Annotated in this window: 17 protein-coding genes; 10 read left to right on the forward strand and 7 right to left on the reverse strand. The window is 67.2% G+C overall.

Going from position 1 to position 13316, the window contains the following annotated elements; translation table 11 throughout:
- Together R1101_RS26050 and phoU are read left to right on the forward strand one after the other, a co-directional pair.
- The coding region (locus R1101_RS26050; protein ID WP_037222393.1) for a LytR C-terminal domain-containing protein at positions 1–305 on the forward strand (305 nt) is incomplete at its 5' end.
- An 85-nt stretch (positions 306–390) separates the two neighbouring features.
- Positions 391–1098 carry a phosphate signaling complex protein PhoU gene (phoU, locus tag R1101_RS0107000; RefSeq protein WP_016932743.1) on the forward strand — a complete coding sequence of 236 codons (708 nt, stop codon included), beginning with the start codon at positions 391–393 and terminating at the stop codon, positions 1096–1098.
- A gap of 80 nt (positions 1099–1178) precedes the next feature.
- Here the strand turns inward: phoU and pstB are convergent, their stop codons facing one another.
- From pstB to R1101_RS0107030, 6 genes are all read right to left on the reverse strand, one after another.
- On the reverse strand, positions 1179–1955 hold the full coding sequence (pstB, locus tag R1101_RS0107005) for a phosphate ABC transporter ATP-binding protein PstB (RefSeq protein WP_016932744.1): 777 nt from the start codon (positions 1953–1955) through the stop codon (positions 1179–1181).
- Between the two features lie 45 nt (positions 1956–2000).
- Entirely contained in the window at positions 2001–2909 is a 909-nt protein-coding gene (pstA, locus tag R1101_RS0107010; RefSeq protein WP_016932745.1) for a phosphate ABC transporter permease PstA, read from the reverse strand.
- A gap of 3 nt (positions 2910–2912) precedes the next feature.
- Positions 2913–3968 (reverse strand): phosphate ABC transporter permease subunit PstC, encoded by a 1056-nt coding sequence (gene pstC, locus R1101_RS0107015; protein WP_016932746.1) that lies wholly within the window; start codon positions 3966–3968, stop codon positions 2913–2915.
- An 86-nt stretch (positions 3969–4054) separates the two neighbouring features.
- On the reverse strand, positions 4055–5179 hold the full coding sequence (pstS, locus tag R1101_RS0107020; protein WP_016932747.1) for a phosphate ABC transporter substrate-binding protein PstS: 1125 nt from the start codon (positions 5177–5179) through the stop codon (positions 4055–4057).
- Positions 5180–5443: 264 nt separating this feature from the next.
- Positions 5444–6355, reverse strand: coding sequence for a mycothiol synthase (gene mshD, locus R1101_RS0107025; RefSeq protein ID WP_016932748.1), 912 nt, complete (start codon positions 6353–6355; stop codon positions 5444–5446).
- Positions 6352–7161, reverse strand: coding sequence for a winged helix-turn-helix transcriptional regulator (locus R1101_RS0107030; protein WP_016932749.1), 810 nt, complete (start codon positions 7159–7161; stop codon positions 6352–6354). The genes mshD and R1101_RS0107030 overlap by 4 nt, the downstream gene beginning before the upstream one ends.
- Before the next feature lie 165 nt (positions 7162–7326).
- Between R1101_RS0107030 and R1101_RS0107035 the strand changes: the two genes are divergently transcribed.
- The 7 genes from R1101_RS0107035 to R1101_RS0107065 all read left to right on the forward strand — a co-directional run bounded on the left by R1101_RS0107035 (position 7327) and on the right by R1101_RS0107065 (position 11331).
- Positions 7327–8109 carry an LmeA family phospholipid-binding protein gene (locus R1101_RS0107035; protein ID WP_026002977.1) on the forward strand — a complete coding sequence of 261 codons (783 nt, stop codon included), beginning with the start codon at positions 7327–7329 and terminating at the stop codon, positions 8107–8109.
- A complete protein-coding gene (locus tag R1101_RS0107040) occupies positions 8106–8531 on the forward strand; it encodes a thioredoxin family protein (protein ID WP_016932751.1) in 426 nt (141 codons plus the stop codon). Before R1101_RS0107035 ends, R1101_RS0107040 begins: the two co-directional genes overlap by 4 nt.
- A 46-nt stretch (positions 8532–8577) precedes the next feature.
- Complete coding sequence (locus R1101_RS31490; RefSeq protein WP_363887211.1) at positions 8578–8661, forward strand: putative leader peptide; 84 nt, start codon at positions 8578–8580, stop codon at positions 8659–8661.
- Between the two features lie 114 nt (positions 8662–8775).
- Positions 8776–9240: a DUF4395 domain-containing protein gene (locus R1101_RS0107045; protein ID WP_016932752.1), complete on the forward strand. Its 465-nt coding sequence runs from the start codon at positions 8776–8778 to the stop codon at positions 9238–9240.
- A 101-nt stretch (positions 9241–9341) separates the two neighbouring features.
- Positions 9342–10178, forward strand: coding sequence for a sulfurtransferase (locus R1101_RS0107050; protein WP_016932753.1), 837 nt, complete (start codon positions 9342–9344; stop codon positions 10176–10178).
- A gap of 2 nt (positions 10179–10180) precedes the next feature.
- Positions 10181–10486 carry a DUF1416 domain-containing protein gene (locus R1101_RS0107055; protein ID WP_006551801.1) on the forward strand — a complete coding sequence of 102 codons (306 nt, stop codon included), beginning with the start codon at positions 10181–10183 and terminating at the stop codon, positions 10484–10486.
- A 182-nt stretch (positions 10487–10668) separates the two neighbouring features.
- The gene (locus tag R1101_RS0107065; protein ID WP_016932754.1) at positions 10669–11331 is read left to right on the forward strand and encodes an FABP family protein; all 663 of its coding nucleotides are present in this window, start codon (positions 10669–10671) and stop codon (positions 11329–11331) included.
- Between the two features lie 68 nt (positions 11332–11399).
- On the opposite strand, the gene R1101_RS0107070 is transcribed toward R1101_RS0107065, so the two are convergent.
- On the reverse strand, positions 11400–13091 hold the full coding sequence (locus R1101_RS0107070) for a BCCT family transporter (RefSeq protein ID WP_232284694.1): 1692 nt from the start codon (positions 13089–13091) through the stop codon (positions 11400–11402).
- Here R1101_RS0107070 and R1101_RS30880 point away from each other — a divergent pair.
- On the forward strand, positions 13030–13167 hold the full coding sequence (locus tag R1101_RS30880) for a hypothetical protein (protein ID WP_016932756.1): 138 nt from the start codon (positions 13030–13032) through the stop codon (positions 13165–13167). The two genes, R1101_RS0107070 and R1101_RS30880, sit on opposite strands and share 62 nt — an antisense overlap.
- Positions 13168–13316: the final 149 nt, after the last annotated feature.

The raw sequence follows: 13316 nt of genomic DNA on the forward strand, positions 1-13316 counted from the left end.
TCGGCAACTACGCATCGGGCACGAGCACCCAGACCGTGATCCGCTTCGGTGCGGGGCAGGAAGCCGATGCCGCGACCGTCGCCTCGGCCTTCCCCGGGGCGGTCCTACAGGAAGCTCCTTCGTCCGCCCAGCTCGGCAGCATCGTGGAGATCGTCCTGGGCACCAGCTTCGACGGCACCGTCGTCGCTCCGACCCCGGCAGGCACGCCGCTCGCCCCGACGAAGATCCAGACCCGGTCGGAGTCGTCGGTGGAGCTTCCCGCGGATCTCGCGATCACCAACGCCGCCGACGATCTGTGCACGTAGAGGCCACTGTTCGGCCGACGCCGTTCACCTGCGGTTCATACGATGCTCGCCGTTCGGACCGGTCGAGGTCGTAGGCTGTGCCATTATGCGCGTCGTCTACAACGAACAGATGGGTGAGCTCGGCGATCTCCTCGGGGAGATGGCCGGACTCGCCGGAACCGCGATGGAGCGGTCCACCAGAGCTCTTCTCGAAGCCGATCTCGCTCTCGCCGAGCAGGTGATCGACGAGCACGAGAAGATCACCGAACTCGGCGCGATCTGCGAGGAGAAGGCGTTCCAGCTTCTCGCGCTGCAGGGTCCGGTCGCCGGCGACCTGCGTGCCGTGGTCAGCGGGATCCAGATCGTGGCCGACATCGATCGCATGGGTGCGCTCGCACTGCACATCGCGAAGGCGACCCGTCGGCGTCACCCCAATCATGTGCTCCCGGACGAGGTGAAGGGGTACTTCGCCGAGATGGGACGGATCGCGGTGGCTCTCGGTGCCGCGACCCGCGAGATCCTCGAGACCCGCGATCCCGCCCGTGCCGCCCGCCTCCACCACGAGGACGAGGCGATGGACGACCTGCATCGTCACCTGTTCACCGTTCTCATGGACCGCGAATGGGAGCACGGCGTCGCCGCGGCCGTCGACGTCACCCTGCTCGGCCGCTACTACGAGCGCTTCGCCGATCACGCCGTCGAGGTGGGTCGCCGGGTGATCTTCCTCGTGACCGGCAAGCTCCCCACCGAGGAGGAGATCCGTCAGCTCGTCGAGAAGGTCGACAGCCTGACCGTCTACCCCGAGAGTCACTGACCTTCGAGTCACGGACCTTCCGAACCGACGAGACCCCGACCGGACGAATCCGGTCGGGGTCTCGCACGTCGGGGGCAGGCTCAGCCGAAACGGCCCGAGATGTAGTCCTCGGTGGCCTTCTTGCTGGGATTGGAGAAGATCTTCTCGGTGTCGTCGATCTCCACCAGACCGCCGGGGCGGCCCGTCGCCTCGAGGTTGAAGAACGCCGTCTGGTCGCTCACGCGCGCAGCCTGCTGCATGTTGTGCGTGACGATGACGATGGTGAAGTCCTTCTTCAGCTCGCCGATCAGGTCTTCGATGGCCAGCGTGGAGATCGGGTCGAGCGCCGAGCACGGTTCGTCCATGAGCAGCACGTCGGGCTGCACCGCGATCGCGCGGGCGATGCACAGACGCTGCTGCTGACCGCCGGACAGGCCGCCGCCCGGCTTGTCGAGGCGGTCCTTGACTTCGTTCCACAGGTTGGCGCCGCGCAGCGACTTCTCGGCGATCTCGTCGAGCGTCTTCTTGTCGCGCACACCCTGCAGCTTGAGGCCGGCCACGACGTTGTCGCGGATCGACATCGTGGGGAACGGGTTGGGCCGCTGGAAGACCATGCCGATCGTCTTTCGGACGCCGACCGGGTCGACGTTCGGATCGTAGATGTCCTCACCGTCGAGGAGGACCGAGCCCTCGACATAGGCGCCGGGGGTCACCTCGTGCATGCGATTGAGCGACCGCAGCACGGTGGACTTGCCGCAACCGGACGGGCCGATGAAGGCGGTCACGCTCCGCGGCGGCACGGACAGGGTCACGTCGGCCACGGCGTGGAACTTGCCGTAGTAGATGTTGACGTCCTTGAGGTCCAGACGTTTGGCCATTACCGGCTCCCTACTGGTGTATCGATGTGAGAAAGAGTCTGCGGACTACTTCTTGCCGACCTGCGAGTACCGGCTGATCAACTTGGCGGCGATGTTGAGGATCGCGATGACCAGGATCAGGGTGAGTGCGGCACCCCAGATGCGCTGCGAACCGGCGGCGGTGGGGTTGTTCATCTCGGCGACCATGACACCCGGGAGGGTGCCCTGCTCGCCACCGAACAGTCCGAAGTTGATGAAGGGCGCGTAGCCGACGAGGATCAGCAGCGGCGCCGTCTCACCCATGACGCGGGCGAGGGCGAGCATGATGCCGGTGATGATGCCGGCGAGCGAGGTGGGGAGCACGATGCGCGCGATGGTCTTCCATTTGGGCACGCCGAGGGCGTAGGACGCCTCGCGTAGATCCTGCGGGACGATGCGGAGCATCTCCTCCGTGCTGCGCACGACCACCGGAACCATGAGCAGCACGAGCGAGAGCGAGACCGCGAAACCCGACTTCGGCATGCCGAAGGTGGACACCCACAGGGCGTAGATGAACAGCGCCGCGACGATCGACGGGACACCGCTGAGGATGTCGACCATGAACGTCGTGATCCGGCCGAGCCGGGACCTGCCGGCGTACTCGACGAGGTAGATCGCCACGAAGACGCCGAGTGGGATCGAGATGATCGCGCACACGAGTCCCTGCAGGAGGGTGCCGACCAGAGCGTGGTAGACGCCGCCGCCCATCGACGAGGACGTCAGTCCGCTCAGCGAGTGCGTGAACCAGGTCGGCGACACGAGCGCGGGAAGACCCTTGGCGACGACCGTGATCAGCACCCAGGCGAGCGGGATCAGCGCGACGACGACCGAGAGGGTGACGAGGACCGTGGCTGCGGTGTCCTTCGCGCGGCGACGTCCGCTGACACGCTGAAAGGCCGGGCTCTTGACCGGAGAGGTGAGCGTGGTGGTCGACATGGATCAGTCCTTCTTTCCTGCGACGATCATGCGCGCGGCGGCGTTGACCACGAAGGTGAGCACGAAGAGCACGAGGCCGGCGGCGATGTACGCACCCGCCTGGATGTCGTTGTTGAATTCGGCGTAGCCGAGCGCGATCTTGGATGCGATCGTCGCGCCGCCGTCGAACAGCGACCAGGAGAACGCCTGCGAGGTGGTGCGCAGGATGAGGTACAGCGCCATCGTCTCGCCGAGCGCGCGGCCGAGGCCGAGCATCGATCCGCTGATGTAGCCGGACTTGCCGAACGGGATGACGGTCGTCCGCACGACCTCCCAACGGGTCGCTCCGAGCGCGAGAGCGCCTTCGATGTGGGCCACCGGGGTCTGGACGAACACCTCGCGGCTGACCGCGGCGATCGTCGGCAGGATCATCACGGCGAGGACGATGCCGGCGGTGAAGATCGTTCCGCCGCCCACGATGGAACCGCTGCCTGTGGCGAACAGCGGGAACCAGCCGAGATCGGTGTTGAGCCATTCCGCCACGGGGCGCAGGAACGGGGCGAGGACGAGCATGCCCCACAGGCCGTAGACGATCGAGGGGACCGCGGCGAGCAGATCGATGACGTACGCCAGCGGTTTCCGGAGCCGATCGGGGCAGTAGGAGGTGAGGAAGATCGCGATGCCCAGTGCGACGGGCATCGCGAGGAACAGCGCGAAGAACGAGACGAGCACCGTCACCTGGAACAGATCGAGGACACCGAACGCCATGTCGGCGATGTCCTGCGTGATCCACTCGCGGCTGGTGAGGAAGTTGACCTGGTTGCGCTGCAGCGCCGGGACGGCGCGCCAGACCAGGAAGACCGCGATCGCGCCGATGATCACCGAGATCAGGACGGCGGAGCCCGATGCCAGTGAGCTGAAGATTCGGTCTCCCGGCCGCACGACGGTCTTGCGTGCCTGGTCCGGGGATGGGGATGGGGTGCTGATCGTGTCCTCCGTGATGCCGGTGACACCGCCCGTTCCTGAGCGGGTCGGTTCGTCGGCCGCGATGGGAACCGACGTGTTGTGCGCGTCACTCATGTGCGCTCGCAATCCTTCTCAGCGTATTCGTCAGGAACGGGCGGGTCGATGATCGCTCGGTCACTCGGGGCCGGGCGATCTCTCGGTCATCCGGCGGCGATGGCGTCGATCGACTCGGTGAGGCGGCTCTTGAAGGTGTCGGGCAGCGGGACGTAGCCCTGCTCGGACAGGCCTTCCTGGCCCTCGTTGGCAGCGGAGATCAGGAACGACTTGACGGCGGCCGCGGTGTCGGCGTCGTAGCCGCCGGAGCACACGATCTCGTAGGTGGCCAGCACGAGCGGGTAGGCACCTTCCTCGGTGCTGCCGAAGATCGACGACAGGTCGAGGGTGAGGTCGCCCTCGGAGGCCGGCACGAACTCGGCACCCGCGATGGCCTTACCGGCGGTCTCCTCGTTCAGCTCGACCGGGCCGGAGCCGTTGTCGATCTTCGCGATGCTCAGGTTGTTCTGGTCCGCGAAGGACTTCTCGACGTAGGTGATCGAGTTGGGCGAACCGGAGACGGCCTGCGCGACACCCGCCGAGCCCTTCGCGCCCTCACCGACACCACCGGTGAAGTCGGAACCGGCCCCGCTGGTCCAGGCACCGTTCGAGGCGGTCTCCAGGTACTGCTGGAAGTTGTCCGTCGTGCCCGACGAGTCGGAGCGGACGATCGGGGTGATGTTCGCGTCCGGCAGCGCGGCACCCTCGTTGAGCGCGGCGATGGCCGGATCGTTCCACTTGGTGATCGAGCCGTTGAAGATCTTGGCGGCGGTCTCGGCGTCGAGCACGAGATCGTCGACGCCCTCGACGTTGTAGGCCAGCGCGACCGGGCCGAAGACCAGGGGCAGGTTCCACGCCGGGTTTCCGGCGCAACGCTCGGCGGCCTGCGCTGCCTGCTCGTCCTTGATGGCCGAGTCCGAACCGGCGAAGTCGATCTGGTTCGCGATGAACTGCGTGCGGCCGTCACCCGAACCGGTGGGGTTGTACGCGACGTTGACGGTCGCGTCCTTCTCGGAGCACACGGCGATGTAGGTGGAGACGAACTGGTCCATCGCGTTCTTCTGCGCCGACGAGCCCGCACCCGAGAGGTTGGACTTGCCGTCGCAGGCCGCGGCGGACGCGGACGCGTCGACGTCTACCGATCCGGCGTTGTTGTCGCTACCGCACGCAGCGAGCGTGAGGGCTCCCGCGGCCACAACACCGAGCAGGGCGCCATTGCGCTTGAGGTTCACCTGTTCTCCTCCGGAAGTAACTTCACACGACCGCGGCGCCGAACGGCGGCGGCATCGTGGCGCGGGCCGTGCCGGCGCCGGGTCGGCAGTACTCGACCCGTTAGAGAAGGTAGGAGGAATCGGTGGACACTCGGACGACCGTAGGTTAACGCGGGATGAACACGCCGGATACACCTGGCGATGGTGTTGCGACCATCACTCGAACTTCATCCGGATCCGGTGTGTCGGGTGGGCGGTGTTCACCTTCGTGGGGAACGGAGGTGTTCACTTCCGGGCGTAGGCGACATCCACGTGGAACCGCTCGAAGCCGAGCTTGCCGTAGGTGTTCAGCGCCGCGGTGTTGTCGCCTTCGACGTAGAGCAGGACTCCGGGCAGACCGCGATCGCGGAGGTAGTGCAGACCCGCGAGGGTGAGCAGGCGACCGAGCCCACGGCCCTGGGCGGACGGGTCGATGCCCACCACGTAGACCTCGCCGAGCTCCGGGTCGGATGCGGTGGCCGGGTGCACCTTGGTCCAGTGGAAGCCGAGCAGTCGATCGCGCTCGGCGGGGTCGAACGCGAGGAACAGACCTTCGGGATCGAACCACGACTCGCGTCGGCGTTCCTCCACGTCGGCGGCCGTCCAGCGGCCCTGCTCGGGATGCCATTCGAACGCCGCGGCATTGACGCGGAGCAACTCGGCGTCGTCTTCCGGGCCGCCGTAGGTGCGCAACTGCACCGACTCGGGGACCTCGAGAGCGGGAAGATCGTCCTCGGTGAGCGGGCGACGCAACTGGAGGAGTTCGCGCACTCCCGTCAGACCGAGATGTCGCGCCACCGCCTGCGCGGCAGGCAGATCGCCGTGCGCCCAGACACGGGTGCCGTCGCCACCTTCGGCGAGTGCACGTCCGACGAGTTCGCGGCCCAGTCCACGGCCGCGCCGCGACGGGTCGACGACGATCTCCGCCATCGCAGGATGACCGTCCTGAGCAGGCACGACGTTCGCGTAGCCGGTCACGGCACCGTCGTCCGCGAGCGCGACGAGATGCCGGGCCGAGCCTTCCCGGCCGAGGGAATGTACCGCCTGCTCGGAGATCGGCGCGGTGCCGTCGGCCTGTGTTGCCCGGGACAACACGGCGCGCACGGCTTCGGCCTGCTCGGCGGACGGGAGGTCGACGAATTCCGTATCGGTGCTCACGGAACGAATTGTGCCCCGGAGTCCCCTGCGCCGGTGTCCCCCGTGCCGGAATGCGGGATCCGCGGGTCGTCGAGAAGCGTGTCGTCCACATCGTCGTCGTCGACGTCGGGAGTGACAGTGCCGCCCTTGCCGGCCCTGGTGGACGGACGCACCGCCTTGTAGCCGACGTTGCGGACGGTTCCGATCAGTGCTTCGTGCTCGGGGCCGAGCTTCGCGCGCAGGCGCCGGACGTGGACGTCGACGGTGCGGGTGCCACCGAAGAAGTCGTAACCCCAGACCTCCTGCAGCAGCTGGGCGCGGGTGAACACCCGGCCCGCGTGCTGGGCGAGGTACTTGAGGAGCTCGAACTCCTTGTACGTGAGGTCGAGCGGACGTCCGCGCAGGCGGGCGGTGTAGGTGCCCTCGTCGATGGTGAGTTCGCCGAGGGTGATCTTGCCCGTGTTCTCCGGCCCCACCGCGACTCCCGAGCGGCCGATCAGCAGCCGCAGGCGTGCATCGAGCTCGGCCGGTCCCGTGGTGGACAGCAGGATGTCGTCGAGTCCCCATTCGGGGTTGACGGCCACGAGTCCGCCCTCGGTGAGCACGGCGACGACCGGTACGGCCGAGCCGGTACTGCCCAGCAAGCGGCACAACCCTCGCGCTGCCGCGAGATCGGTGCGGGCATCGACGATCGCGATGTCCGCGGAACCTGCTTCGAGCAGCGACGATACCTCTGTGGGAGCCGGCCTGACCGAATGCGGGAGCAGCGTGAGCGACGGCAGGACCGCATCCGGATTCGGGTCGGAGGTCAGAAGGAGCAGCTCCACCGGGCCTCCAGTTCTTCGCGCGACCAGCGCGGATAGGGGTCGTCAACGTCGTGCAACAGGGTAACGCCCCGATTGTTACCGCTATGTAAGCACGACAATTCCGTGGGCGGCGTCCGAGCGGACGGGCTCGGTCCGGCCGCCGGCGCATCCGACACAATGGTGGGCGTGCGCAAACTGATCTTCGGTCTCGTAGTCCTGCTCGGACTCGCGGTCCTCGCCGATTTCGGCGCGGCGGCGTGGTCGGAATACCGCGTCTCGCGTGCGCTGCGGGAGGGTGGCGTTCTCGAATCCGATCCGGCGGTGACCATCCACGGGTTTCCCTTCCTCCTCCAGGCCCGCAACGGTCACTACGAGAACGTCGAGATCGTGGCCGACAACGTCCATACCGATCTGCTCGGGGACATCACCGTCGAGGCCAATCTGATCGGTGCGCACGCCGAGGCCGGCGAACTGCTCGACGGGTCGATCCGGACCGTGCCCGTCGACCTGTTGTACGGCCGGGTCATGCTCGACGCCACCGAACTCGGACAGCTCTACGGCATCCCCGACCTGCAGGTTTCCGCTCCGCCGGCGAACAAGTCCGACGGCACGGGCGGATCCGGTGGCTCCGGGCCGACGACGGCCGGCGGGGTCGTCCTCACCGGAACGGTGCCCGTCGGACCGGTGGAGGCCACGGTCAGCGTCCAGGCCGATCTGGTGCTCGACGGCGACCGCGTCCACATCGTCGCGTCGGATCTCTACTTCGGCCCCGAGGGACGCGCCGACTTCTCGGTGCCCGACATCCTGAAGCCGGCGGTGCTGGGACTGTTCACGACGACGATCGAACCGCAGAATCTGCCGTTCGGAGTCCGGCCCACCTTCGTCGAGGCGCGCGGCTCCCGGATCGTCATCGAAGGTGAGGCCCGCGACGCCGTCATCGATCTGCAGGAGGTGCAGAGCCCGGCATGATCGCAGTGATCGTCCTCATGGTCGTGACAGTCGCCACACTGGTGGTGGGCACGGCCCTGCGCACCCGTTCCGGCAGACTCCGCGCCGTCGGCGTCGACGCACCGGCCGGGACCCACGAACTCGATCCCGCGCTCGCCACGGCGGGAATCGGGGACGGTGTTCCGGTGGTCCTGCACTTCTCGGCACCCTGGTGCGGACCGTGTGCGGCGGTGCGACGTGTCGTCGTGCAGGTTCTGGACCGCGCCGGCGGCCCGGCCCGCGAGGTCGAGCTCGATTTCGACGAAAATCCCGCCCTGGCACGGAAACTCGGAGTCCTCTCGTTGCCCACCACGTTCGTCTTCGACGGCGACGGGCGCGAGCGGTTCCGCGCGTCCGGCGTTCCGACGGCCGACGACTTGCGCACAGCACTCGCGTCGTTGTGATCCCGGGGGTCCCCCGACCACGGTGACGTGGGTTAAACTCCCTCGCGTGCAGAACCGCCACGAGCTGATGCTCACCCGACGCCGCGCAGTCGATCTGTGCCGCCTCGGTGGCTGTTGTTGTCCCTGCTGAACGTGTCGGCGGGTTCGTCCCGACGCTGCGGCTGACGCCGCTTCCACCGATACGTCGCCCCGCGGTAGTACGTCGCCTCCGCCCAGCGAATCAGAATCCAGCAGGAGCTTCTCCATGTCCGTATCCACTTCCGGCACGCCCGGACGGCAGGTCGACGTGCGCGGCCCCCGATTCGCGGCCTGGATCACGACCGGCGTCCTCGTCGTCGTCCTGATCGTCGCCGCCTTCTCTCCCGTCGCTGCATCCGTACTCCTGGCCCTGCAGACGATCGTGTTCGCTCTCGGAGCGGCACTCGGCCCGCGACGCAGCCCGTACGGTGCCCTGTTCGCGCGGCTCGTCGCTCCCCGCCTCGGTGCTCCGATCGAGACCGAGCCGGTGGAGCCGCTGCGGTTCGCGCAGCTCGTCGGATTCGTCTTCGCCCTCGTCGGAACCGTCGCGTTCTTCGCCGGCGCGACCGTCGTGGGCTCGGTGGCGGCCGGCTTCGCGCTGTTCGCGGCACTGCTCAACGCCGCCTTCGGCGTGTGTCTCGGCTGCCGGATCCACCCGTTGGTCGCTCGGATGCGTCGCGTGCCCGCCTGACCGGCGGTCACCGGACTCGACACCCTCACCTCCACCGGCACGGAGCCCGCCCGGGTTCCGGTCCCGCACACCTCCCGATTCCCTCACCGAAAGGAACACCCATGGCTCGCTCCGACGTCCTGGTCTCCGCAGACTGGGCAGAGCAGAACCTCCACGCGCCGAAGACCGTTTTCGTCGAGGTCGACGAGGACACCAGCGCCTACGACGGTGGCCACATCGAAGGTGCCGTCAAGCTCGACTGGCGCAAGGACCTGCAGGACGGCGTCCGCCGCGACTTCCTGAACCGCGAGCAGTTCTCCGAGCTCCTCTCGCGCAAGGGCATCGCGAACGACGACACGGTCGTGCTGTACGGCGGCAACAACAACTGGTTCGCGGCGTACGCCTACTGGTACTTCACGCTGTACGGCCACCAGGACGTCAAGCTCGTCGACGGCGGCCGCAAGAAGTGGGAGCTCGACGGCCGTCCGCTGTCGAAGGACGAGGTCACCCGTCCGGCCACCGAGTACAAGGCCGCCGAGCCCGACTACTCCATCCGCGCCTTCCGCGACGAGGTCATCGACTCGATCGGCACCAAGAACATCGTCGACGTGCGTTCGCCCGACGAGTTCTCCGGCAAGATCCTCGCTCCGGCCCACCTGCCGCAGGAGCAGGCGCAGCAGCGCGGCCACGTCCCCGGTGCCATCAACATCCCGTGGAGCACCACCGCCAACGAGGACGGCACCTTCAAGTCCGACGAGGAACTCGAGAAGCTGTACGCCGAGAAGGGCTTCGACGACAGCAAGGAGACCATCGCCTACTGCCGTATCGGTGAGCGCTCGAGCCACACCTGGTTCGTGCTGCAGGAGATCCTCGGCAAGCAGAATGTGAAGAACTACGACGGCAGCTGGGTCGAGTACGGCTCGCTCGTCGGCGCCCCGATCGAACTGGAGGTCAACTGAACATGTGTGGAGCACCCGTCCAGACCCAGACCCTGCCCGCCGGCGTGGACACCGAGAAGGAGACGGTCATCACCGGCCGCGTCCTGAACGCCGACGGTGAGCCCGTGGGCGGCGCGTTCGTGCGCCTGCTCGACGGCACCGACGAGTTCACGGCCGAGGTCGTCGCTTCGGCGACCGGCGACTTCCGTTTCTTCGCCGCTCCCGGCGACTGGAAGATCCGCGCTCTGTCGAGCTCCGGCAACGGCACCTCCACCGTGAGCCCCACCGCTCCCGGCGTGCACAACGTCGATGTGACGGTCGCGAAGTAGCACGACCGGAACACTCACGAAGGGCTCTGCTCCATCAGGAGCGGAGCCCTTCGTCGTACCGGAAGAGCCGCCGTCTAGAATGACCGCGTGGTCATCTTCTTCGAAATCCTGCTGGTCGCCGCAGCGCTGCTCATCACCTGGTTTGCGCTCTACACCATCTACCGTGTCGTCTCCGACGGATCGTGACGAACGGCGGATCGGACGGTACGCGGCGTAGCGGCGACGAGGCGATCGCCCGCGCCGCCGAACGCGCTCGCCTCACCGCCGAGCTGAACATCCCCGTCCTGTCCGGGCTCCCGGGCGCCGAGGACACCGCGAACCTGCGGCTCGGCCCCGACCTGAACCCCGCCCTCCTCGCCGTCCTGCCGCTGGTCGGGGTGTGGCGCGGCGAGGGCGAAGCCAACGATCCCGAGACCGGCGACTACCCGTTCGGTCAGCAGATCACCGTCGCGCACAACGGCGGCCCGTATCTCGTGTGGGAGGCGCGTTCGTGGCGTCTCGACGAATCGGGTGCCTACGCGGGCGAGGATCGGCGCGAGAGCGGCTTCTGGCGTGTGTCCGGAACGGGCGCACCCGACAGCGACGATCCCGAGACGCTCGAACTGCTGCTGACGCACAGCTCCGGCGTCGTCGAGCTGTTCTACGGCACCGCCCTCACGCAGTCCTCGTGGGAGCTGGCGACCGACGTGGTGATCCGCACCAAGTCCGGTGAGGTCGTCGGCGGAGCGAAGCGCCTCTACGGCATCGTCGACGGTGGCGACCTCGCCTACGTCGAGGAGCGCGTCACCGCCGACGGCGAGCTGAAGCCCCGGATGTCCGCCCGGTTGTCCCGCCATATCGGCTGATCGGGCCTCTTTCCTCCGACCGGGCCGACCGGGCCCGATCCCCGACGGGGCGGCCCGGCCCGCTCCTGTCAGTCGTCCTTCAGGGCCGTCGTGCCCTGGTTTTCCCGTGCATGCGCGCCGCTCCCCCGCGCTCCGAGCGCCTTGAGTTCGTCCGCGTGTACCTTCGCGATGCCGGCGTCCTCGGCACCGGTTCCGTCGTCCCCGCTCTCGTCGGGGATGGCCCGCGTCCGGACGACGACCTCGGGGGCCGGTAGTTCCTCGGCCGCCTCGAGGTCTTCGGCGGACCGCACCTCCGGCCACTGCCGGGTGACCGGTTCCGGCCGTTCGCCGAGGTCCTCACGGATACCGCGCACGAGGCTGTACATCATGACGAAGCCCATCACGAAGAACGGCAGACCCACCACGGTGATGACCTGCTGAAGTGCGTCCAGGCCGTCCTTGCCGGTCGCGACGAGCATGGTCGCGGCGACCAGGCCCATGAGCACCGCCCAGAACAGACGCTGGTGGATGGGCGCCTTCTCCTCGTGGCCGGAGGCCATCATGTCGAGCACCATGGCGGTCGAGTCCACCGAGGTCACGAAGAAGATCACCACCAGGATGATCGCGATCCCCGAGACCAGGCCGGTGAGCGGGAAGTTTCCGAGGAACTCGAACAGCGCACCCGGGATGTCGCCGTCGTCCACGACCCGTTCGACGAGACCGCCGTTGCCCTCGAGTTCGATGTGGAACGAACCCATCCCGAAGATGCTGAACCAGATCACCGAGAACAGCACGGGCAGACCGAGGACACCGCCGACGAACTCGCGGATGGTCCGGCCTCGGGAGATGCGGGCGATGAAGATACCGACGAAAGGCGACCACGTGATGGTCCACGCCCAGTAGAAGACCGTCCAGGTGTTCTGCCAGCCGGAGTCGGCGAAGGTATCGGTCCAGAACGCCAGCCGCGGCAGGGCCTCGGCGTAGATGCCGGCCGATTCGATCATGCCCTCGAGCAGGAACAGGCTCGGACCGGTGACGAGCACGAAGACCAGCAGCATCACGGCCATGCCGATGTTGATGTTGGACAGGCGTTTGATGCCCTTGTCGAGACCGAGAGCCACCGAGACGCCCGCCATCACCGTCACGACCGCGATGAGCGCGATCTGGATGATCCCGGATTCCTGAATGTCGAACAGCTGCGCGAGACCGGCGTTGATCTGCAGGGTGCCCAGGCCGACCGAGGTCGCGACACCGAAGATCGTACCGATGATCGCCACGACGTCGATGGTCTTGCCGATGGGGCCGTAGATACGGCCCCCGAGCAGGGGCGCGAAGATCGAGCTGACGCGCGGCGGCAGGTGCCGCTTGTAGATGAAGTAGCCGAAGCCCAGGCCGGGCAGCGCGAAGATGGTCCAGGTGTGCAGCCCGAAATGGTAGAGCGCGAAGCCCATGGCTTCTTCCGCAGCCTCCACCGACTGCGGCTCGACGTCCTGCATGGGTGGGTTCGCGAAGTGCGAGATCGGTTCTGCCACGCCCCAGAACATGAGAATGGTGCCGATACCGGCCGCGAACAACATGGCGAACCACGCCAGGGTCGAATGCTCCGGCCGTTCGTCGTCACCGCCGAGCCGGACCCGGCCGTAGTGAGTGAAGGCGATTCCGACGAGGAACAGCAGGAAGGTCGTGACGCCCAGGATGTAGAACCATCCGAGATTCGTCATGATCCAGCTGGACGCAGCACTGAAGATCGAATCGACGCTGTCGGTGAAGGCGATCGTCACTACGACGAAGAGCAGCGCGATGATCGCGGACGAGAAGAAGATCCCCGGTGACGTGCGCAATTTCAACGAATCGTGAGCTTTTTGAAGTACCGGCACCCCATCGGGGTACCCACAACAGATGATCTTGCACACCCGGAATGTCCACCTCGCCCGAGACGCGGACAGCCCCCGAGCCGCACCGCCGGACGGATCTCTTTCGCATCTCGGCGGTCCCGATCGGACGGA

It is taken from the genome of Rhodococcus sp. R1101 (genome assembly GCF_000278445.1).
Lineage (GTDB): Bacteria > Actinomycetota > Actinomycetes > Mycobacteriales > Mycobacteriaceae > Rhodococcus > Rhodococcus gordoniae.

Excerpts from the sequence above, each read along its gene's own strand:
- R1101_RS0107045 (WP_016932752.1), top strand. The coding sequence starts at position 8,776 with ATGTCCGTATCCACTTCCGGCACGCCCGGACGGCAGGTCGACGTGCGC.
- pstB (WP_016932744.1), bottom strand. The coding sequence starts at position 1,955 with ATGGCCAAACGTCTGGACCTCAAGGACGTCAACATCTACTACGGCAAG.
- R1101_RS0107050 (WP_016932753.1), top strand. The coding sequence starts at position 9,342 with ATGGCTCGCTCCGACGTCCTGGTCTCCGCAGACTGGGCAGAGCAGAAC.
- R1101_RS30880 (WP_016932756.1), top strand. The coding sequence starts at position 13,030 with ATGATCCAGCTGGACGCAGCACTGAAGATCGAATCGACGCTGTCGGTG.
- phoU (WP_016932743.1), top strand. The coding sequence starts at position 391 with ATGCGCGTCGTCTACAACGAACAGATGGGTGAGCTCGGCGATCTCCTC.
- R1101_RS0107040 (WP_016932751.1), top strand. The coding sequence starts at position 8,106 with ATGATCGCAGTGATCGTCCTCATGGTCGTGACAGTCGCCACACTGGTG.
- R1101_RS0107055 (WP_006551801.1), top strand. The coding sequence starts at position 10,181 with ATGTGTGGAGCACCCGTCCAGACCCAGACCCTGCCCGCCGGCGTGGAC.
- pstA (WP_016932745.1), bottom strand. The coding sequence starts at position 2,909 with ATGTCGACCACCACGCTCACCTCTCCGGTCAAGAGCCCGGCCTTTCAG.
- pstC (WP_016932746.1), bottom strand. The coding sequence starts at position 3,968 with ATGAGTGACGCGCACAACACGTCGGTTCCCATCGCGGCCGACGAACCG.